Origin of the sequence: Alteromonas gracilis (assembly GCF_043642145.1) — a bacterium.
Classification (GTDB): Bacteria; Pseudomonadota; Gammaproteobacteria; order Enterobacterales; family Alteromonadaceae; genus Alteromonas; species Alteromonas gracilis_B.
Window position 1 is genome coordinate 57,502 of sequence record NZ_JBHZRZ010000014.1, and the last position, 21,885, is coordinate 79,386.

A 21,885-nucleotide genomic window follows, 5' to 3' on the forward strand; every position below is an offset into this window, starting at 1 on the left:
CTGGTAGTGTGTTTTAAAATGACATTTCACTGAAGGGTAGCAACGTCTGCTAACACTTAAAGATCGACCGTCTTAATATTGATGTTAGGCTTGAGTAGATATTGCATTACTTACTTTGAGTGTTCACTTAAAGTGTAACGAACATAACGATGATCGCGTTTTAGTGCCACAATGGCAGCCAAAAAATGTCATTTTCTTATTGCCCATTACTTCACTTAAAAAGCTAGGTGTTACATTGCGACGAATAATAACCTTCGGCACTTTCGATGTGCTACATGTTGGACATATCCGAATTCTTAAACGCGCTAAGGCGCACGGTGACCATTTAACAGTAGGTTTATCGTCTGATGAGTTAAATTTCAGCAAAAAAGGCCGAAACCCTATTTATCCGTATGCAAGCCGTGAAGAATTGCTTTCATCTCTACGCTTTGTAGATCACGTTTTTACGGAAGAGTCGTTAGATAAAAAACGAGAATACATTATTCAGCATAAAGCAGATGCGCTTGTTATGGGTAATGATTGGGAAGGTAAGTTCGACGAATTTAAAGATATCTGCGAGGTCATTTATTTACCTCGCACGCCTTCTATCTCTACCACCGAAATTATCGAAATTATCCGAGACGCAAATTAATGAGATTTCTGCTTTATTTGTCACAGAACTATTCGTTCGAAATCCTTCGTCCACTTGCGCAAGTGATGCTTGAAGAAGGGCATGAAGTTAAATGGTTTGCCGAAGGAAAGGAAGTTAACCGGGCATTATTTAATGACGATGAAAGTGTCCTACCCTCAATTAAAGAGGCCATTCGCTATAACCCTGATGCGTCTTTTCTTCCCGGTAATTTAGTCCCTTCTTTCTTGCCAGGCTTAAAGGTTCAGCTTTTCCATGGTTTCGAATGGAAGAAAAAAGGCCATTTCCGTATTAGAGACTGCTTCGATTTATATTGTACGCAAGGCCCTTTTTTTACAAGAAAGTTTAATGAGTTACGAGCGCAGCACCCTCATTTCACGGTGACAGAAACAGGCTGGCCTAAGTTAGATAACTTGTTTTCAACGCTACCGCCTTCAACACCTGAAGGGGCACCACCTGTTATTTTATATGCACCAACATTTTCGCCTGCTTTTACTTCAATGGCATCGCTGTACGACACTATCAACGAGCTTAGTCAAAGACACGACTGGCAATGGAAAATAAAATTTCATCCTAAAGCGGATAAAGCGTTAGTTGAAAAGTATAAGCAAGCACAACACGCTAAATTGGAAGTTGTGGAGTCTTCAAGCATCATTCCTTTGCTTCAACAAAGTGACGTGATGATTTCCGATACATCTTCTGCTATTACTGAGTTTTTATTGCTGAAAAAGCCCGTGGTGACATTTTGTAATGCACAACCAGAGAAGGTGCTTATTAACGTTGAAGAGGCGAGTCGTTTAGAAGAAGGCATAATACAAGCGTTGGACATGAAGCCAGAGTTAAAAAATGCTATTGAGGCATACTGTACTGAGATGCACCCTTATGATGATGGCGAATCAGCAAGGCGTATTCTAGAAGCAACAATAGATGAGATTGCTCACTTCCCTCGAAAAGAAAATGTGGCTAAGCCTAAAAACTGGTTCAGAAACTTAAAACTTCGCAAACGCCTTGGATATTGGGGCTGGTAGCACCGTTATCGCTATTTTATTAAGGTTGTTAAAAAACCAAAAAGGGAGCCGTGTTGAAGTGGCTCCCTTTTTTAATTAATAAATACCGCCTTTAATTAAGCCTTATTACCTAATCATAGAACGGTGACCTTGGCTCCGTTAAATCAATTAAACGAGAAGGTCGACGCAATAGTTGCCCACCATCACGAGCAATAGGAACCCAAGGGAACAAACCTCGCCCTTTTGTAGGTTCAAGCAAGAACAGATCGGTCGGTATAGAGATGTAGAAGCCTTTAGTAAAGCTACCCTCACCATATTCCTCAGACGATACATCGGTAAATGCAGCGAACGCACCTACAACTATGCCGCTGTCGAAGCGCTTCGCGTAATCAATATTTACGCCTTTATCTTTCGCCAAGAACTGACCTGCACTTAACGTAATTTGCGTATCATCTAAAAACTCAGGCTGCCAGTATACGCTAGCGTGACCCGTGATTGCCTCGTAATCCTCTAACCCTGTTTGGCTGTTGGGGTCACGTTGTTTTACGTAGTTAATATCTATACCGTATGCCACATTACTATCTACAGGGCGATATAGTACTTCCCCACCAACACCTGAGAACATGGTCTCTAGATAACCAGCGTAAATCTGTCCGTAGACGTTTTCTGCAATATTATCTTTGTAGTGCAAAATGGCGGTGTCTAGCCACACATCATTTTGTGTTACGTACTCGCGAACTCGCGTGCGCACGCGAGGTAAGGTAACCTCTTCTCCATCAACCAAGAAGTTAAACTTGTCGAAGTTATCAAGAAGCGTGACTCGCGCACTGCTCATAAAAGAAAAGTTTTCGTTAAAGGCATAGCCGCCATTTAGCATTAAACCCGTTTGATACAGATAAAAGTCTTCAGGGTTACCGAAAGTCTGAGTAAAGAAGAAGTTTGTGCTGTAGAAAAAGCCTGATGTGCTTTCAGGTTCATAAGCATCCAGCACTTCTTTTGACGGAGACGTTCTCACATACGTTTCTGTAATATCCGCATCGACTGACTCATAACGCGCAGCGGCGATGAAAGCTTCGGCATCTATCTGAGTATCGACTAGTGGAAGACCTCCACGGCTATCGACTACGTGGTACGTTTCAACGCTATCAGGAAGCTCAGAGGCAGCAACGCGGCCAATTCTTTCTATAGCTTCATCTTGGTCGCGATAGGCAACCTGAGTACCGTAGAATGTCGCGCTGTCTTCTTTTATTTCAGCATCAATCAATACGAAACCGGCTGAACTATACAGATCATTGTAAAGACGTGACTTATTTACGTCCTTAACATCAGACGGCGCGTTTCTACCCATTAGGCTTTTAGGTGGATCATCGAATTTTATTTGCGAAGCGGTGTTCATATTAAAACGATAAGTGACGCCAAAGCCGACCGTGTTGCCACGTTGGTAGTTCAACGAGAAGTCAAAGTTCTCATGGCGATAAACAGCGCCAACATTCCAGCGAGAATCTTGCTCTAATACCCCCGCTCGGTCACGGGAATAGTCATTCCCCTCAAACTCGAGTTTTAGCGTTAAAGGCTCCCACGGGGTTTGATATTCTACACCACCGAAAAAGGCCGCCGTTCCTTTAAAAAACTGATCGTAGTCAACCTTACCACCTCGGCCGGAAAAACCACCCGGGCGTTCACAGAAGCTGTCTCTTATTTCGCAGAATGGGTTTTTAATATCGTCAGCGGTGCCCAGATATCCCCATCCCAGTCCAAGGTGAAAATCGAAAGGACCAATGGATTTACTGGCATTTACGTATTCGCTTTCAAAAAAACCCGTTCCCCCAAAGTCTCTAAAGCCAACGCTGATATCTGGTAGGTAGTAGCTCTCTTCCCACAATCTAAACTTAACGTCTAAACCTTTATCTTTAAGGGTTTGGTCACCACTGAACGACGGGACTTGGCTATATAGCTGTGTACGCACGTCGGTATAACGCGCTGTAGCTTCCATCCAATCGTAGAGCTGAATATTGACGGACCAGAAGCGGTACTCACCATTATCAGTGTAGTTAATGGCCATTCCCCCTTCTTCGCGCATTCGAGCCGTTGGCGTTTGAATTAGGCCATTTCCACCCTGCACCATTTGTGAAGGGATGACGCGAACTTGGGTATCGGCGAAGGCCGAAGAGGAAAGTGCGCTTCCAATAACAAGCGCGAGTGTTTTTTTCTTTGAAAGTAGTGGCGCACTCATTGAGGTAAAACCCTGTGTACTGCTAACGCGGCTACGCGCTCATTAAGTTGCTTAAGTTTATTACTGAAAAGTTCTGAAGATATTGGGACATAAACCTGACTACCCGGCATAAGCTGAGCAAAGTCTAAGTTCCAGTAAGCAATTCCCTTCTCTTCTATTTTCCCTGCTGGGTCAATCACATAAACATGACTTCTGTCAGCATCAACTGCCTTTTTTACCGTATGAACTGCGCTATACACTGATGTATCGCTTTGATGTTTATATGCACCGGGCTTTACAACAGCACCAGAAAAATGCACAACATCCGGTCGCCCATTCAATCTAATCCAGTATTCGCCCTCTTGAAACATTGGATTGTCTTCAAAAAACAGTCGCGCCCTATTATAAGAAATAGGCATATCTATTCGCGTAGAGACTGTCCATAAACTAACTTGCTCATGAAGGTTTTGTAGCGCTTTGTGCGTCTCTGAGTCCTCGTCGAACTTGGTAAGAAGCATCTTAATTTCAGACAATACTACTGCTTTTTCACGCTCTGCTTGTGGATTTGTTAAATTGAATGCAGAGGCTGCAGGCCAGTACCAATCACCGTTATCTGCAACGATTGAAAGTACGCTTGAAAGCCTTATAGGTCTGTCAAATTGATAGGTTTGCTTATTTATCATCACACTCACCGTGCCATTATCAGCAAATGAACTTGCTGATGTAGCAAGGCCTAAGGCAATAAAAAGCGTATAAATAAACTTCATTATTGCGTTGCTCCCAGCTTCTTCATTTCACGAACTACACGGCTTAAATAAACCATATCGTACACGTCTCCCTCGGGGCTGAATTGCTGCTTAGAGGCCAGTAATTCTTTTGAATGCTTGTGCAAGAAATATGTATTTTCCCACGACAATCCAGTATCGATAAATGGGGTATACTCTGAGAATTCTACAGACTCTATAACCTTAATAACGGGAACAGAAAAACCAAGGTATTCGCGGGTTTCTTCGCCGACTATTCGCCAAGATGAATCAATTGGCACCCCGTAACCGATAGAGGCTATATCAACTTTGCGCTTCCAGCTGTACGGAAGAACATTGTTGGTGGCAAGCGGGTTGTGCTGCAGGTTACCCGTGTAAAACAAATCATTATCTAACCCTTCGGTCTTAACAATAATGCCGTGGTGCATGGTGAATATAACTTTATCACCCGATACCCATTTGTACTTATCACCATCGATATAGGCTAACGCTAGAGATGCTGTATCTCTTGCACCCGCCTTAATTTGCATAAGATCGGCTTTACTCGCCGCAATCTCTTCAACGCTATAACTGACTGACCTATCTTTCAGTGCAAGTTTAAGCGTACTGTAATATGCAAGCGAAGTGGTGGAACAACCGACAAGAAAAAGGCAAACAACCCCTGAAAGGGCGAATAAAGTGTGTAGTTTCATTGAAAAGCGCCGACAAAAACTAAAAACAAATAAATTTTGCTATGAAAATAAAAAAGCCGCTAAAAAAAGCGGCTTTTTCGAATACTCTTAAATTTACTGTACGGTCGGCGCGTAAGTAAAAGTAACAGGTACAGTGATGGTTTGGGAACCAGAAACCGTAACCGTCATAGTTGTACCAACACAAACATCATCAACGATTTGGTCGTCGCCTTCACAAGTAGGCTCAACCGGATCGCCACCTGATGAATCAGCATTGTTGTTGTTTATAATACCAGCTACAACACCAACAGCAACAACACCCGTTGCGATAACACCAGTACTAACACCACCGATACCACCTGCGCTTGTACCGCCTGCGCTATCTTGTTGTTGAGCACTAACACCTGCTGCCATTGTAGCAGCTGCAAACAATGCAATGATTGACTTCTTCATAACAGTCCTTTAAAAAAATAACCCACTAATATCCTATGCTAAATCATTTTCAATCATTTGACTAGATTATAATCGACAAATAACTTAGTTTTATTATGGTAGCAAGCCTCGCTGTGCGAATGAAACAGTTTCTTTATCTCCCACGACAAAATGATCTAGCACGGGGACATCGATCGATGCCATAGCAGCTTTGATCTCTGCTGTTAAACGTATATCCGCATGGCTGGGCTCAGCAACACCTGAAGGGTGATTATGAACTAAAATGATCGCGGCTGCATTATCGATCATTACCTGTTTGATCAATTCCCTCGGATATACCGCAGCACTATTGATCGTACCGTTAAACATCGTGCGAAAAGCAATAAGCTGATGCTGACTATCAAGCATTAAAAGCGCAAACTTTTCTCTTTCACAGTCTCTTAGTTTTGCCTGCAAATAGCGCTTCGTATCATCCACATTGTTAAAGACATCTTGGCGCTGTAGTTTAATTTCCAAATTGCGCTTAAATATCTCAAACCCCGCCTGAAATTGCGCAAATTTACATGGCCCAATACCCGTAACTTTTGAAAAGCGTGCTTTCGTTGCCGTTACCACACCTCGCAAGCAACCTAATTCATCGAGTAGCTCATGCGCCACAGAAACCGCGTTCTTCCCTTTAACACCTTTGCCTATTAATACGGCGATAAGTTCAGCATCACTTAAACTCTCTACTCCGTATTGCAATAGCTTTTCTCTTGGCCTCTCGCTTTTTGGCCACACTTTTATCGACATACTTTTAATCCATCTACCCACTTAGACAGTCTTTATAATGAAAGCAAGCTAATTAAACGACTGTATTAAAGGCGAGTTTATTTTCTATCATGAGCTAGAATGGGTTAAATTCTGTATGGCCAGAGACATCGACTTTTGTTCAGCTATCCGATTTTTTTCCACCATGGTAGGCTTACGTTAATTTTTAAGTTTTGTGTTCTTTTATGTCTATTGCTAACAAAAATATATTGCTGGGTGTAACCGGCGGCATTGCCGCTTACAAAGCCCCTGATCTTGTGCGCAAACTTACCGCGTTAGGTGCAAACGTTCGCGTTGTTGTCACCGACTCTGCGGCGGAGTTTGTTAGCGTGCTGTCGCTTCAGGCTGTTTCAGGAAACCCAGTCCATCAGCACCTTCTCGACCCTGCAGCGGAAGCGGCAATGGGGCACATTGAACTGGCAAAGTGGGCAGACATTTTACTTATTGCTCCAGCAACAGCGAACACTATTGCCAAACTTGCTCATGGCATGGCTGATGATTTACTCACGACATTATATTTAGCAACAACGGCTAAGCTGTTCATTGCTCCAGCCATGAATCAACAAATGTGGAAAGCGGTAGCAACAAAGCGAAATATCGATATTTTAAAAGAACACGGTGTAACCTTTATAGGGCCCGCAAGTGGTGAGCAAGCATGTGGCGATGTGGGTTCAGGTCGAATGGTAGAGCCTGTTGATATCGCTAATGTATTAAATGACACCGAGAGAAATGCGTTATCCCTGTCTTCAATGCTAAAAACATTATCGGGAAAGAATTTAACAATAACCGCTGGGCCAACCAGAGAGCCTTTGGACCCTGTACGGTATATTTCAAATCACAGTTCTGGAAAGATGGGATTTGCCATTGCGCGAGCTGCGGCTGAGGCAGGAGCAAACGTAACATTAGTGGCAGGCCCTGTGTCACTTGAAACGCCGCCTAACTGTCACCGGATTGATGTTACAACCGCCGACGAAATGTTGGCTGCCTGTGAAAAGCTAACCTCAACCACCAATATCTTTATTAGCACTGCAGCAGTTGCTGATTATAAGGCAGTGAGCGTTGCCGACAATAAAATTAAGAAAACAGGCGATGAGTTAACACTTACTTTTGTTAAAAACCCTGATATTCTAGCTACAATATCCAATAAACAAGACCGACCGTTTTGTGTGGGCTTTGCCGCCGAAAGCCAAAATGTGGAAGATTATGCCCGTTCAAAGTTAGCCAAAAAGAAGCTAGACATGATTGCGGCTAACGACATTACAACTGAAGGTCTTGGATTTAACAGCGATAAAAATGCACTGCATGTTATTTGGCAAGATGGCGATAAACGACTGCCAGCTACAAGTAAAGACGAGTTGGCAGGTCAGCTACTCGCGCTTATTGCAGAACGTTTCGCTTTAAACAATAAAAACTAACAGATACTTATTAAGTGTCGATAATAAAAACGATAAATATAAACGCTTTGGTGTAAGCCAACTTAACATGGAGCCCGGGTTGTTATAACTCGGTAGCGGAGGAAATACTTTCGTCATGCCTGCTGTCAAAAAAACAAATCGCAGAGCGCAAATTCTGCAAGCACTTGCTGGAATGTTAGAAACCAGCCCAGGTCAACGTATCACTACTGCTAAATTAGCTGAAAAAGTGGGGGTGTCAGAAGCGGCACTTTACCGCCACTTTCCAAGTAAAGCGCGTATGTTTGAAGGGCTAATCGAATTTATTGAAGAAACGCTCTTCACGCGAATCAATAAAATTGTGAATGAAGAGAAAGACTCACTGACGCGTTGTCAGCTTATTCTTCACCTTATTTTAGGCTTTGCTGAGAAGAACCCAGGTATTACTCGAATACTAAATGGCGATGCCTTGATGGGTGAGCAAGACCGTTTGCGAGCGCGTATTGCAAAACTTTTTGAGCGTTTAGAAACCCAGCTTAAGCAGGTATTAAGAGAACGCAAGCTACGCGAAGGGAAGACCCTTTCTGCCGATGAAGCAATAATTGCAAATATGCTTATTAGCTACACTGATGGCCGTATAAATGGCTTTATCCGCAGTGGGTTTACTCGAAAGCCAACAGAACAGTTCAACGAACAATGGGCGACGTTTAAGCAGATGTTTGTATAGTGCTAGCACTAGTCGTGCTGTAACAAAAGCACTAAACGAAAAGCCCTCAAGAGTTGGACTACCAATTACTGAGGGCTTTTTTGTGAGTATTTCTGTTAAGCTAAGTTGCTGTTTATTTGTTAAATACCGCGATTACGAAAATAGCTTTCTTCTAGCTAGCCTAAAATTAACTTTCCAGTTTGTTTTTAGTTTGTGTTTAAAAGCATTCGCCGTGCTTAACTTAGGGTCTTCTACGTTCAGCTTAAATTTTTCAAGCGCCTCTGGATGTAAATTAAACGGTTCAATTGCGCTTTCTTCTACGTTGCCATAGCCCTTGTATTCATTTACCTTGTTTTCAATATGGATAACTGACATCCACATTCTTTTTCCTCTAACAGGCGTTACTTCTTTTACACTACTCCAATAACCATGTCTTTCTTGAACCCATATGGTTTTAAAGTTTTCACTTTTTTCAATTAAGCTCATAAAGGGGTTATGAACATGAGAATGCTTGCCAAACCTTACCCGTGGCGCCACTTGCAGTGTATGACCGTCAACAAAGTCAATGACCATAAACTGTTGCTCTGAAAACTGATTGTGCACTTCTTTCACGAAGTCTTGATGAAGGCTGTCGTCGTTATCTAAACGCGTAGTTATGAGGTAAGGTGCTGTTAGCCTAGACTTTATTTCTCTGGTGATTGACGGATAGAAGTTTTCCATACCGTCTGCATAAACAGGTACAAAATTAGCAAATTTCGATGATAACTCGCTAATTTTCTCACGAAAAATTGATGGCGTGTTTGTATCGAAAAATACTAACCACTCAAAGTTCTTTTCAGTTTGCGCTTTTATAGAAGAATAACAATACTGTTCAAACAGTTTTAGTCTATTTTCCATCCAACTGTCTGTTAAAACTTTAGACTGAGACTTGGTCTCGTCCCAACCTTTTTTCCTAAGATTAAAACGAGTCAATATAAAGTGCTGAAACATAATGATGCCAATAAAAAATTGAGAAGATATTTTTTACAACTTGATTGTTCAATCTTAAAAATTCCATGTAATACGCTTATAGAGTACCAATAATTATTAGGTGCAAGCGAGCCAAAACTCTTAATGACTTATAACACGCTAACAATGTGAAGCTTGGGCCAATTTCTACGTTTACAGTCTAACGGTAATAGAAAATGGAAGATTCATTTAGTTCAATAATAGTGATTGTTAAAGGAAGTACTTATACCAGTTCGCATATATAAAAAAAGCAGCATAGAGATGCTGCTTTTTAATGTCGATTTAGTAATAACTACTTACTAAACGTGTTACCGAAGAAGTCACCGTGGTTCCACTTTGGTTTGTTTTCTTGGTTAGCGAGCGTCCATCCAATTTGCGCATTAACGCGAGTGAACGTTTCCGCAGCATTCCAGTTGAATGGCTGGTTAATATCATCGCTTGGCTTGTGATAATGGGTCGATAAGAACTGACCAAATACCTTACTGCCATCTACGTTTGGATCTTTTGATTTAAGACCAGGTACCATAAACACCGAAGGTACGCCTTGTTTTACAAACGCATAGTGGTCTGAGCGAGTGAATAGCGCCTGCTCAGGCCATGGATCTGGGCTTAGCTCAATATCAGCATTGGCTGCGGCTTTTTCCACTGAGTCTTGCAAGTCGCTGTGATTCGCACCAAAGGCAATAACGTCTGCAAACTCGTAGGTCAAAATTGGCATATCTAGGTTTACGTTAGCGACCATTGAAGTCACAGGTACGGTTGGATTACGGGCGAAATAGTCCGCACCAAGTAAGCCTTTTTCTTCACCGGTTACCGACACAAAGAGAATTGAGCGCTTAGGCTTTTCTTTCATTTCGCTAAATAAGCGTGCAGTTTCTAACATCACTGACGTACCTGACGCATTGTCCATTGCACCGTTGTTGATGTTGTCTTTTTTCACCGTTTTGGCAAAGCCGATGTGATCAGAGTGGGCAGAGAAAACCACATACTCGTTTTTAAGCTCTGGGTCTGAACCTTCAAGTACACCTACAACATTAGGGCTTGTAATGGTGTCGTGAACACTTTTTTTACTGATATCAACCACGCCGTTTAGTGCAAAGCCTTGCGGTACTTTGTCAGCTTCAAGCTGTGCATAAACCTCATCAAGGCTTTTTTCTGCACCCTTAAATAACTTACGTGCAGCACCTTCACTCATGTAAGCGCCACCTTTTAACTGTGCAAAACTGTTCGCTGGCTGACCGTTGTCGTCTAACCACGCCATACGCGGTGTATGAATGTAGTTCAAACGGCTTTGATAAGGGCGCACCTTTTCATTTTTAGGTGTGGTAATAGTGATCATGCCAATAGCGCCATTGTCTACTGCATACTTTTGCTTTTGATAGCCAGACGCGAAATGGGCGCCCTCTTCCGACGGGAAATCACTTGGCTTACCAGCAAGCGTAACAACAATTTTGCCTTCAACGTCGATATCTTTATAGTCGTTGTGTGACAGCTCGTCAGCCACAATACCATAGCCTACAAACACCATTTCGCCTTTTACATTGGCATCAATATTAAGCAAACTCGGACTTGCTAAGTACTCTTTTGGGTAGTTGAAATCTACTGTTTCACCATCTTGAGTGAAAGTAAACTTAGGTGACTCTTGAACCAAGTTGGCTTTGCGAAACGCGACGTTTTGTATGTAGCCATCAGTACCCGCAGGCGTTAACCCGTATTTGGCAAATTCAGTAGCAATATAAAGCGCCGCAATTTCATGGCCGCGAGAGCCCGTATCCCGGCCTTCTAGTAAATCGTCTGCTAAGAAAAACAGGTGCGATTTAATTCGCTGTGTATCAGGGTCAAAAGCATTATCTGTCGATACATGGGTATGTGCTGTGGCAGCAAACGTCATTGCTGTCACCGCACCACCTATAAGGAGTTTTTTTATCATTCTAATTTCACCGTATAACTAAGTGTGCATTATGGTAACGCAGTTAATAGGATGAATACCATTAAACTACCATGCGTTTACTGCCGTTGCTCGCATTTTAGGAGCAGGGTAAAATTGTCAGCTTAAAACACCACTTTGTTTTACGATTTTTCTATATTCTTTAGCGAAGAGCAGCCGCTATGTCAAAAGACGATATTCTTTACCGCGTTCAGTTCATCAGTAATGGAGAACGTTACGAACTTTACGTTAAAACCCTGACTCAGGGCTCCTTATTTGGTTTTATCGAAATTGGTGACTTTGTTTGGGATACCCATACCAGTGTTGTTGTAGACCCTAGCCATGAGAGGCTGAAAACCGAATTTTCTGAAGTAACAAAAACTTACGTTCCTATGCATAACGTATTACGCATTGACGCGGTAAATAAAAAAGGTTCGGCCAAAATTACTAAATTGGAAAATAAATCTGATAAAGTAACCGCATTCCCTAGTCCAATATATACACCAACGAAAGAGTAACCACCGAGTATGCCCGGCGAAGGTTACCGGAGACCCCTATGTATCGCTATTTTTTAGCAGGATTACTACTGATTTGCAGCATTGGCTCATCTGCGAAAGCCCTTAATGATGACAGCTTGTATCAACTGCTTGATGAGATTTGGCAATACGAGCTTTCTGTTTCTCCTTTGCTAGCATCCCGTGAAGGCGATACATCACTTGCTCATATTTTGCCGGACATTTCTCCAGAGGCACTTAAAGCACAAAATGCGCAGTGGCGTGCGTATCAAAAAGCGTTAGGTCAATATGAAAAAGACACTATCTCTACTGACGCCTATATTGCGTTGCTGATGCAACAATATCGTTTAGCCAACTATGTAGATGAATACACCTACCGCGCACATTTGATTCCCATCAACTCGGAGTACGGTTTTCACGGCGCGATGGCGTCTCTCCCTAACTTGTCTACCTTTAAGCGCGTTGAAGATTATCACGCCTACATTAGCCGTTTAAACGCATTAAAGCCTTATTTCGAGCAGCAAATTGCTTACATGAAGCAAGCCCTAAAAGAAGGTTACACACAGCCTAAAGTGGTACTGAAAGGGTTCGAAGATTCCGTTACCTCCTACATTGTTGAAAATACAGAGGATAGCGGCTTTTATTCCCCCTTTACTCGCTTTCCTGAGTACTTTACCGCCGAGCAAAAATCGTCGCTAACTGAAAAAGGTAAAGCTGCAGTACGCACCAGCGTACTGCCTGCCTATCAAATGTTTTACGACTTCATGGTGAATGAATATATACCTCAAGCACGAGAAGATATTGCGGCCAATAACTGGCCTGATGGTGTGGCGTATTACGCTAACAGAGCAAAGCATTACACCACTACAGATATGACACCTCAGGAAATCCATGATTTAGGGCTGTCAGAAGTAAAGCGCATTCGCGCGCAAATGCAGCAAATTGTTGATGAGCTTGGCTTTGACGGCGATATTAACGAATTCATTGCGTTTTTGCGTGAAGATCCGCAATTTTATGCCACCAGCGCTGAAGATTTACTAAAAGAAGCGTCGTTCATTGCAAAGAAAATGGACGCCAAGCTTCCTTCTCTTTTTGAGTATTTGCCAAGAACGCCTTACGGTGTTGCCCCTGTACCTGACGCTATCGCACCGAAATATACAACGGGCCGTTACATTCACCCTAGCCGCGATGATCAGCCAGGATATTACTGGGTAAACACCTATGCCCTTGATAAGCGACCACTATATGCCCTGCCTGCACTGACGTTACACGAAGCCGTTCCTGGACATCACCTTCAAATTTCGCTTGCCTCAGAACTTGAAGATTTACCTATGGTACGTCGCAACACGTATATCTCAGCGTTTGGTGAAGGCTGGGGGCTGTATTCTGAGTTTTTAGGCATTGAAGCGGGCATTTATGAAACGCCGTACGACAACTTTGGTCGCTTAAGCTATGAAATGTGGCGCGCGTGTCGCCTTGTTGTTGATACGGGTATGCACACTATGGGGTGGAGCCGTCAGCAAGCGGTGGACTATATGATGGAAAACACCGCGCTTTCAGAGCACAACGTAAATACCGAAATAGACCGCTATATTTCATGGCCAGCGCAAGCGCTGTCTTATAAAATTGGCGAAATTAAAATTAAAGCCCTACGCAAAAAAGCAGAGTCTGCATTAGGGGAGCGTTTTGACGTGCGTAAATTCCATCGCGCTGTGTTAGAAAACGGCTCTGTTCCACTGTTCATTTTAGAGCAGCATATCAATACATTTATCGAAGAACAAAAGGCACAATAAACATGATCGTTGCATTTGGTGTTATTGGATTACTTATCCTGTTTTTAATTTACTTCGTGCTACGAGCGCAAAACCTACAGAAAGAACTGACGCTATCGCGCCATTCAAACAAACAATCTACCAATAAGGTTAATTTTGCTTATCGCAATCTCGTTCTTGTTACAGACGCTTTGGAAAAGAACCTTACCGCACGCATTGAAAGCGCCTATAAAAGCCGTCTTATAGACCAAGAACAGTACAATGCACTACATGCACTTATGCGTAACTTCTCGAACATTGTCATGACTTGTTGTGAGAAAGGCATGTCATTTGAGGAGTCGCTGAAAAAAGCATTGCTAAATGAAGAGGTAACGCTAGAGGAGATTCGTGAAGTGGTGAAAGCATTACCCAGCAATGTACGCATGGTATGGTCAAAAAACACCGCAGATGGTTTTATTGCTTTTTGCCAAGCCGTTACTGCAACGGTAAGTGGCACTACGGTTAAATCTCAACAAGAACCGTCACCTGAAAGCTAGCGGCGCTCACTTTATCATTTCACTTTTTAGTTAACGTTATTTTGTGCGTTATCTAAGTATTAAGGCCTGTAGATAGCTACTGTACTCCAGAGCGATACAGGCCCTAAAGCTTCTGCTTTTGAATATATTACAAAGCTTAGCCATCCCAGCAGCTCCTTCCTTCATACTAAAAGTTTAATCTTTTACCTTTTCAAACTAATCAGTAAGTTAGCCTCTAAAGCGACAAGGCGAAAACCTTTTGTCTTGAAAAGGGTTATTGCTGCACTATAATACTGTATAAAAATACAGTTTATTTTGAATGCCATGAATAAATCGCTATCAGTGCTTAACAACCACCCGCATATTTGGCGGGCCAGAGAACAGAAGCAAAGTGAAACAAAATTTTCACTGGGCTTCCCGCGTCTGGATAAAGCACTCAATGGTGGTGTTGCCTCTACCGGGCTCGTGCGTATCTCATCGCTAACTGGTGTAGGTGAACTTTCACTTTTTAAGCGCGTTATCTGCCAACATCGCACGCACAAATTGGTGGTATTTATTAACCCCCCAGGGTTGTTACAGTCACCTTGGCTAGAAAACTTGGGGCTTAAGTCACAACAAGTACTGGTAGTAAAAACACGTACCGAGCAAGAGTCGCTGTGGGCCGCTGAGCAATGCTTAAAAAGCACGGCCTGTCATTGCGTAGTGCTGTGGAATAACACGATAAACCCAAAAGAAGCCCGACGCTTACAGGTAGCAGCAACCCATAACGACGCGCTGTGCTTGCTATACACTCCGCCTCAACAGCTCGCGTCACAATCAAGTTATTCAGAGGCAAGCCGCAGTAGCGATTTACAAGATAGCATGACAAAGCAAAGTGATAATTCATTGCCAATTACTTTGGATATCTCGCTGCAGGGCAAGGCTCATGCCGTGTCGGTAAACATACGTAAACAGCGTCATGGCTGGCCGAAAGATAACATTGTTATTTCACATACATGGACGCCCGACAATCACGCCATTAAATGGGCCATGGCGCATAACACCCTTTCCAAACAGGCATTACATTCTGTGAGCTAATTATGCTGTGGGCCTATATTCACTGCTACCAACTTACCTTAGACGCCCATAACAAAGCGGCTAGAAGTAAGGTGGTTTATGACCAAGAAACTAAGAGCGGGGCTAATAACAAGTATTCCTCGTTATCGTGTAATACGCCTGTTGCGGTGTACTGCAGTAAAACGAACAAGATTACCCAGTGTAATGATGTTGCGAAAAAAGAAGGTATTGAGGTTGGACACGGTTTAGCTCAAGCGGCGGCACTGTGCCCGTATGTGCACATTTTGCCTTTCAGTGAAGATGCCGAAAAGCATATGTTGACCCAGTTGGCTCATCGGCTTTATCCGCTAGCGTCTGACATTGTGCTAGATACCCAAACTAACTTAAACGGTTTAAGTGGATTAGCTATCAGACTAGATAACCTAACCCATTACTATGGCGGACATGCCCCCCTTTGGAAAACCCTCACTCAAGCTTTATCAGAGGCCAAGGTTAAATATCATTTCGGTACGGCATGGACAGTAGAGGCAGCAAAGGTACTCGCGCTTCAAAAACACAGCACTTACCTAGATACATCAGATGCTATAAAAAAAGCGCTAAGCACATGCCCGCTTTCTATTACCGCACTGGCTTCGAAAGTTATTGAGTCGTTAGCAAGAGTGGGCGTTTCGCGCGTGCATCAGCTATTGAGCATGCCAGTACAAGAGCTGGGGCGGCGCTTTGACAATAACACCATTAGCTATCTTACTGCACTTAGAGGAGAAACTTTTCCGCGCGTCACGCTGTTTAGGCCTTTAGAGCACTTCGATAACTTTATGCTGTTACCCTTTGATATAGAAAACACGCAGCACTTAACGCCTTTTGTTACTCAGCAGTTTGAGCATTTATCTCACTACCTGCGGGCGAGGAATTTATATACATCTAGCATCAGCGTACATATTCACTTTAGAGAAGCACCGATTATGGATATTAACATTCACTCGGCGCTTCCTCAGTCTTCAGTAAAAAGCTGGCTGCCGTTGTTTACGCTTAAGACTGAGAACATTGAATTACCAGAACCTGCCACAGCCATCGGGCTTACCTGTAAGCAGTTTGAAGAAATTGACAGCCAGAATGGCGACTTTTTTAGCGATAGGTTTAATGACGTTGCACAAAAGCAATTAATTGGCCGCTTAAACGCTAAGCTAGGCGATAACAGTACGTTTCAGCCTTGTGCAGCCGACAGCCATCAATTTGAATATATGACGGTAACAGAACCGAGCACCAGCGATGATGCTTATGCCAGTGACATTACGCCCACCTTTACTTTTGATGCACCTAAACCGCTTGTTCAGGCGACCCAGATTTGCTTTGGCCCTGTGCGATTACACAGCGAGTGGTGGCATGACAGCCCAACAAAACGGGATTACTTTATTGCCCAAACCGAGCAAAGCGTGAGGCTTTTGGTATTTAAAGATGAAGCGAGCCAGTGGTGGGTTCAGGGTCTTTTTTGTTGAGCGTATATGGTTAAGGTAAACGCGATACCATGAAGTACAGCGAACTATTTTGCCAAAGCAACTATAGCTTTCTTTGCGGGGCGTCTTCACCTGCCGAACTTGTTACTACCGCCTCTTTTCTTGGTTATGACGCGCTCGCTATTACCGATGAGTGTTCAGTAGCCGGTGTGGTGCGTGCTTTCGATGAAATAAAACATCAAGGGTTACCTATTAAGCTTATTGTTGGTAGTTACTTTGTATTTGATAACACCTTATCTTTCGTATTACTGTGCCCAAATAAAGCCGCTTACAGTGAGCTATGTCGTATTATTACTAACGCGAGGCGTCGCTCTGAAAAAGGTGAATATCAACTGGCCGAATGGGATTTGCGTACTATTCGCCATTGCAAATTCATTTGGCTTCCAAGCGGAAAAGACACGCAAGACAAACACTGGGCTGACTGGCTTCAAAAACACTCCAGCATTGATGCCTACATTGGGGCTCAACGTTTACTAGACGGGCGCGATCATCACAGGTTTGCACATTATAACAACCTGCAATCTGCCTACCCTTTCTCTGTTGTTGCCTGTACTGGCGTATTAATGCATCACGCTGACAGACTCCCCCTTCAACATGTGTTGCATGCCACCAAAGTGCACACCAGCGTAGATAAAATAGGACGGGGTGCTTTGAGTAATGCAGAGCGTAGCCTGCGCACCACTCAAAAAATTAAAAAGCTTTACCCTGAAAAATGGATAGCCAATACCAACGCCCTTGCCCACCTATTCACCTTTTCTTTAGAAGAGCTACGCTACCACTACCCTGCAGAGCTTGTACCTGAAGGATACACGCCTACGTCTTATTTACGGGAGCGCGTAGAAGCCGGCATAAAAGTGCGCTTTCCTGAAGGCATTACTCCTGATATCCGCCACACCATAGAAAAGGAACTGAAACTGATTGCCGAGCAAGAGTATGAGTACTTCTTCTTGACCATTTACGACATTGTGCAATTTGCCAAACAACAGCGCATCTTGTACCAAGGGCGTGGCTCTGCAGCCAATTCTGTGGTGTGTTATTGCCTAGAAATAACGGCGGTCGACCCTAGGCAAATAAGCGTGCTGTTCGAGCGTTTTATCTCTAAAGAGCGTAACGAACCGCCCGACATTGACGTAGACTTCGAGCATCAACGTCGCGAAGAGATCATCCAATACATTTATCAAAAATATGGCAGGGAAAGAACCGCTATCGCCGCGACAGTTATTTGCTATCGCTTTAAATCGGCATTTAAAGATGTGGGCAAAGCGCTGGGCTTTAGCGAGTCGCAGCTTGATTTTGTGGTAAAGCAAATTAATCGGCGGGACAGCGTTATTCCGTGGAAGTCTCAGCTGGCAGAGCTTAGCTTAAACCCCGAAGAGCCTAAAGTACAGCAATTAATTACCCTGACCGAAGCCTTATTGGGTACGCCTCGTCATTTATCGCAGCATGTGGGCGGTTTTGTTATTAGCGCAGGGCCGCTGTACGACCTAGTGCCTGTTGAAAATGCAGCAATGGAAGCCCGCACTATTATTCAATGGGATAAGGACGACATTGAAACGTTAGGTTTATTGAAAGTCGATGTATTGGCATTGGGAATGTTAAGCGCAATTCGTCGTGCATTTTCTCTTATCAATAAGCAGTATCCTATTGAAACCAGCATTCCATTTATCACCAAGCTCGGGGATGATAAACAGGTTTTCGATATGATTTGCAGGGCAGATACCGTCGGCGTTTTTCAAATAGAGTCACGAGCTCAGATGTCCATGCTGCCAAGGCTTAAGCCACGTCGCTATTACGATTTGGTCGTACAAATAGCCATTGTACGGCCAGGACCGATTCAAGGCGATATGGTTCACCCTTATTTGATACGTCGACACGGCAACGAAACCATTAGCTACCCATCTAAAGATGTCGAGAAAGTCCTGTCTCGCACTATGGGCGTACCTATCTTTCAAGAGCAAGTGATTCAGCTGGCTATGGTTGCAGCGGGCTTTAGTGGCGGTGAAGCCGACCAGCTACGCCGGGCTATGGCTAGCTGGAAAAAAGACGGCAGAATTTTTGAGTTCAGAGATAAGCTCATTAAGGGAATGACCGACAAAGGTTATGATAATACGTTCGCCCACAACTTGTTTGAACAAATTAAAGGTTTTGCCGGTTACGGCTTTCCTGAATCACACTCAGCGTCGTTTGCGGTGTTAGCTTACGTGTCTTGCTGGCTGAAGTTTTACTTTCCCGCCGAATTTTACGTGGCACTTTTAAATAGCTGGCCCATGGGTTTTTACTCACCCTCCCAGTTAGTTCAAGATGCTAAGCGCCATCATATACGCGTAGAGGCACCTTGTGTTAATCAGTCAAACACTGAACACACTCTAGTAATACAAGGTCAAGAAAAGTACATACAGCTTGGTCTTAAGCTTATTAAAGGCTTAAGTGAAGCGTCGGCTGAGCTTATTGTGGAAAATCGCTTAGACAAAGGCTACACCAATGTAGAGCAGTTACAGCAGCTTTCGCTTAAAAGTAACGAGCTGGAGGCACTGGCTAGCGCTGACGCGCTTCGTACTATTTCTGGCAATCGCTATGAAACACGCTGGCGAATAATGGATACGCAAACACGCTTACCGCTTTTTGATACCGACGACTTTTATGCAGATAAAAATAGTGCTGTACTTGAAGCTACACCGTCTGACGCAGAAAACTTACTTGAAGACTATGCATCGACAGGCTTATCGGTAAATAATCACCCTATTACACTGCTTAAGAAGCAACATAAACTTAAGGACATTAGCTGGTCTGATACACTTAAAAACAAGAAGCATAAGTCTGTGGTAAAAGTGCTTGGCGCTGTAACAGGCCGTCAAGCCCCCGGCACTGCCGCAGGCGTCACCTTTCTAACCTTAGAAGATGACATAGGCAATATGAACGTTGTTGTATGGCAAGCCACAGCGCGGGCTCAGCAACAAACCTTTTTAAAAGCGAAACTTTTACAGGTAAATGGCATTATCGAACGCTCTAAGGAGGGCGTTATTCATATCATAGCAGGAAAGCTTATTGATCGTACTTCTTGGCTAAAAAGCCTGTCGCTGCATTCAAGGGACTTTCACTGAAGGTATTTATTCTTGCACCATCTCTCTTATCTTTTCGTATAACAAGCTAGCCCTTAGTAGCTATTTCATATCCTCAAACACTAAATAACTTGATAATATAAAAATGAGGTATGACATAGTTCTTTCAATTTATTGTTTAAAAGCGCATGTGAGAACAAGGATTAAACATTGAAGAGGTACGGAAATAAGGCGAAACGCATTGTTAAAGCTGCGGCGTTACTATTCATGTTTGCCGCGATTAGACCGTTCGCGTACGCTGAAACCTATATTGTAGGTGCTCAAAATATTGAGTATTACCCCTTTTATAATTTTTCATCTAAGCATGAGAAAGGTCTTGGATGGGCCATTCTTGAGGCTTTCTCAAAACAGAGCGGGCATCGCTTCATTTACTTAAGTATGCCTGTTAAACGCCTTCAAATTGAATTGAAAAAAGGCAATGTAGATTTTGTTTTCCCCGATAATCCTCGTTGGCATGATCAAGTAACCCAAAGCTTTAATAAGGTTTACTCTGAGCCGTTGACAGAAACGTTCGCTGTGACTTTGGTTAAAACGAACAACTTAGGTAGGGGAGTTGAGCATATATCAACACTTGCCACACCAGATGGTTTTTCACCGGTAAAGTGGGAAAGTCAAATTAGAGCAGGCACAGTAGAAGTCGTAGGTGTAAATAGCATTTATGGGGGGCTCACACTTCTTCAAGATAATGAAGTAGACGCCATAGATGTCGAATACAACGCAGCACGGTACTTTATCCGTCAATTTCCACAAATGGGGCAGTTTAGCGCTGATTTGACGTTGCCTCACAATACAGTGTCATTTTCATTATCTACCTTGAAATACCCCAATATTATTGCCGAACTCAACGCTTTTTTACTTTCCCAGTCAGAAGCAGTAGATAAGATCAAAGCAGAGTACGGTATTGAAAATACACAACACCTGATAAATCGTTTAATGCAAGAACAGGGCGTTAGCGAGGATACTCGCTGGGCTCCTATGTAAAAGCTTCCTTAAACTCAGTAAATTACGCCTTAAAGACCGAACTCCTTTATCTCAATATTTATTAACCAACTGAAAATCCTGTCTTTTTGTAATTGGAAAATTTTTTGCTTGTTGATAACCAGATCAAGGAGCAAATATGAAACAGGTATCACTACTTTTATTTTCTTTATTCATTATTTTCAGCGCGACTAGCGCACAAGCGAAACAAAGCGTCAGCGTAGACTACATGCATGGGTTCGATGATATTGACGGAATGCGCTTCGCGTACAGACCTTTTGAACAAACGCTGACAACTCAATGGTTCGGCGATATTAAACTGTATTGGGAAGTGAGCGCAGTGGTGTGGGAATACGGTGAAGACGACACACACAGTACAAGCTACGCTGCGTCTTTAACACCTGTTTTTATGAAGCAAGTAACTACACTTTACGATAAATATCCTTTGTACATAGAAGCGGGTATAGGCGCTAGTTATATAGGTGAGCAGGAAGTCGCAGGAAAAGACATTGGTTCGAACTACCAGTTTGAAGATAGGTTGGGTGTATTTGTAGAAATAGATAAAAAGCAGCACGTTGCGCTTCGTTACATGCATTTCTCAAACGGTGGGTTTAACAATGATAATCCAGGCCTAGACTTTATGAACTTGTCATACGCCTATCACTTTTAAAAACTGGGGTCAGAGTACATTTATCAGATTAGACGTCCAGCTGGGAAATTAAAGTACTCTGACTCTAATTTCGTAGTTAGGAGAAGACGGCGTGTAGCCGCTGGAATCTAATCTACTCTGACCCTGAGGTATCCCCACAAATAATATAGTGATATTAGGCAGATAAAAAAAGATGGAACATTCATGACGT

19 protein-coding genes are annotated in these 21,885 nt (G+C 43.1%); 12 read left to right on the forward strand and 7 right to left on the reverse strand.

The annotated features are described in order from the left end of the window. The first annotated feature begins 235 nt into the window (after positions 1-235). A complete protein-coding gene (locus tag ACHUFN_RS18685; protein ID WP_394224250.1) occupies positions 236-631 on the forward strand; it encodes an FAD synthase family protein in 396 nt (131 codons plus the stop codon). Next, positions 631-1,656 carry a CDP-glycerol glycerophosphotransferase family protein gene (locus ACHUFN_RS18690; protein WP_394224251.1) on the forward strand — a complete coding sequence of 342 codons (1,026 nt, stop codon included), beginning with the start codon at positions 631-633 and terminating at the stop codon, positions 1,654-1,656. Before ACHUFN_RS18685 ends, ACHUFN_RS18690 begins: the two co-directional genes overlap by 1 nt. A 109-nt stretch (positions 1,657-1,765) precedes the next feature. Here the strand turns inward: ACHUFN_RS18690 and ACHUFN_RS18695 are convergent, their stop codons facing one another. The 5 genes from ACHUFN_RS18695 to radC all read right to left on the reverse strand — a co-directional run bounded on the left by ACHUFN_RS18695 (position 1,766) and on the right by radC (position 6,506). After that, positions 1,766-3,868, reverse strand: a complete 2,103-nt coding sequence (locus tag ACHUFN_RS18695; RefSeq protein WP_394224252.1) for a YjbH domain-containing protein — start codon at positions 3,866-3,868, stop codon at positions 1,766-1,768. Continuing rightward, positions 3,865-4,614, reverse strand: a complete 750-nt coding sequence (locus ACHUFN_RS18700) for a capsule biosynthesis GfcC family protein (protein WP_394224253.1) — start codon at positions 4,612-4,614, stop codon at positions 3,865-3,867. The genes ACHUFN_RS18695 and ACHUFN_RS18700 overlap by 4 nt, the downstream gene beginning before the upstream one ends. Then, complete coding sequence (locus ACHUFN_RS18705; protein ID WP_394224254.1) at positions 4,614-5,303, reverse strand: YjbF family lipoprotein; 690 nt, start codon at positions 5,301-5,303, stop codon at positions 4,614-4,616. The genes ACHUFN_RS18700 and ACHUFN_RS18705 overlap by 1 nt, the downstream gene beginning before the upstream one ends. A gap of 93 nt (positions 5,304-5,396) precedes the next feature. Further along, positions 5,397-5,735 carry a hypothetical protein gene (locus ACHUFN_RS18710; protein ID WP_394224255.1) on the reverse strand — a complete coding sequence of 113 codons (339 nt, stop codon included), beginning with the start codon at positions 5,733-5,735 and terminating at the stop codon, positions 5,397-5,399. 93 nt (positions 5,736-5,828) lie between these two features. Then, entirely contained in the window at positions 5,829-6,506 is a 678-nt protein-coding gene (radC, locus tag ACHUFN_RS18715; RefSeq protein ID WP_394224256.1) for a RadC family protein, read from the reverse strand. A gap of 203 nt (positions 6,507-6,709) precedes the next feature. Between radC and coaBC the strand changes: the two genes are divergently transcribed. Continuing rightward, on the forward strand, positions 6,710-7,939 hold the full coding sequence (gene coaBC, locus ACHUFN_RS18720; protein WP_394224257.1) for a bifunctional phosphopantothenoylcysteine decarboxylase/phosphopantothenate--cysteine ligase CoaBC: 1,230 nt from the start codon (positions 6,710-6,712) through the stop codon (positions 7,937-7,939). Between the two features lie 115 nt (positions 7,940-8,054). Next, on the forward strand, positions 8,055-8,642 hold the full coding sequence (slmA, locus tag ACHUFN_RS18725; protein WP_159579980.1) for a nucleoid occlusion factor SlmA: 588 nt from the start codon (positions 8,055-8,057) through the stop codon (positions 8,640-8,642). 132 nt (positions 8,643-8,774) lie between these two features. Here slmA and ACHUFN_RS18730 read toward each other — a convergent pair whose 3' ends face one another. Both ACHUFN_RS18730 and ACHUFN_RS18735 read right to left on the reverse strand, forming a co-directional pair. Then, positions 8,775-9,611 (reverse strand): glycosyltransferase, encoded by an 837-nt coding sequence (locus ACHUFN_RS18730; protein ID WP_394224258.1) that lies wholly within the window; start codon positions 9,609-9,611, stop codon positions 8,775-8,777. A gap of 310 nt (positions 9,612-9,921) precedes the next feature. Next, positions 9,922-11,559: a M28 family metallopeptidase gene (locus ACHUFN_RS18735; RefSeq protein WP_394224259.1), complete on the reverse strand. Its 1,638-nt coding sequence runs from the start codon at positions 11,557-11,559 to the stop codon at positions 9,922-9,924. Positions 11,560-11,738: 179 nt separating this feature from the next. Here ACHUFN_RS18735 and ACHUFN_RS18740 point away from each other — a divergent pair, with 179 nt between their 5' ends. The 8 genes from ACHUFN_RS18740 to ACHUFN_RS18775 all read left to right on the forward strand — a co-directional run bounded on the left by ACHUFN_RS18740 (position 11,739) and on the right by ACHUFN_RS18775 (position 21,695). Then, a complete protein-coding gene (locus ACHUFN_RS18740; protein WP_394224260.1) occupies positions 11,739-12,074 on the forward strand; it encodes a DUF1820 family protein in 336 nt (111 codons plus the stop codon). 38 nt (positions 12,075-12,112) lie between these two features. Then, positions 12,113-13,864, forward strand: a complete 1,752-nt coding sequence (locus tag ACHUFN_RS18745; RefSeq protein ID WP_394224261.1) for a DUF885 domain-containing protein — start codon at positions 12,113-12,115, stop codon at positions 13,862-13,864. A 2-nt stretch (positions 13,865-13,866) separates the two neighbouring features. Next, positions 13,867-14,379, forward strand: a complete 513-nt coding sequence (locus tag ACHUFN_RS18750) for a hypothetical protein (RefSeq protein ID WP_394224262.1) — start codon at positions 13,867-13,869, stop codon at positions 14,377-14,379. 303 nt (positions 14,380-14,682) lie between these two features. Beyond that, positions 14,683-15,435, forward strand: coding sequence for a recombinase RecA (locus ACHUFN_RS18755; RefSeq protein ID WP_394224263.1), 753 nt, complete (start codon positions 14,683-14,685; stop codon positions 15,433-15,435). A gap of 2 nt (positions 15,436-15,437) precedes the next feature. Further along, positions 15,438-16,910, forward strand: a complete 1,473-nt coding sequence (locus ACHUFN_RS18760) for a Y-family DNA polymerase (RefSeq protein ID WP_394224264.1) — start codon at positions 15,438-15,440, stop codon at positions 16,908-16,910. A 29-nt stretch (positions 16,911-16,939) separates the two neighbouring features. Continuing rightward, entirely contained in the window at positions 16,940-20,029 is a 3,090-nt protein-coding gene (locus ACHUFN_RS18765) for an error-prone DNA polymerase (RefSeq protein ID WP_394224265.1), read from the forward strand. Positions 20,030-20,197: 168 nt separating this feature from the next. Beyond that, a complete protein-coding gene (locus ACHUFN_RS18770) occupies positions 20,198-21,028 on the forward strand; it encodes a hypothetical protein (RefSeq protein ID WP_394224266.1) in 831 nt (276 codons plus the stop codon). A 136-nt stretch (positions 21,029-21,164) separates the two neighbouring features. Continuing rightward, entirely contained in the window at positions 21,165-21,695 is a 531-nt protein-coding gene (locus ACHUFN_RS18775) for an acyloxyacyl hydrolase (protein WP_394224267.1), read from the forward strand. Positions 21,696-21,885 lie beyond the last annotated feature (190 nt).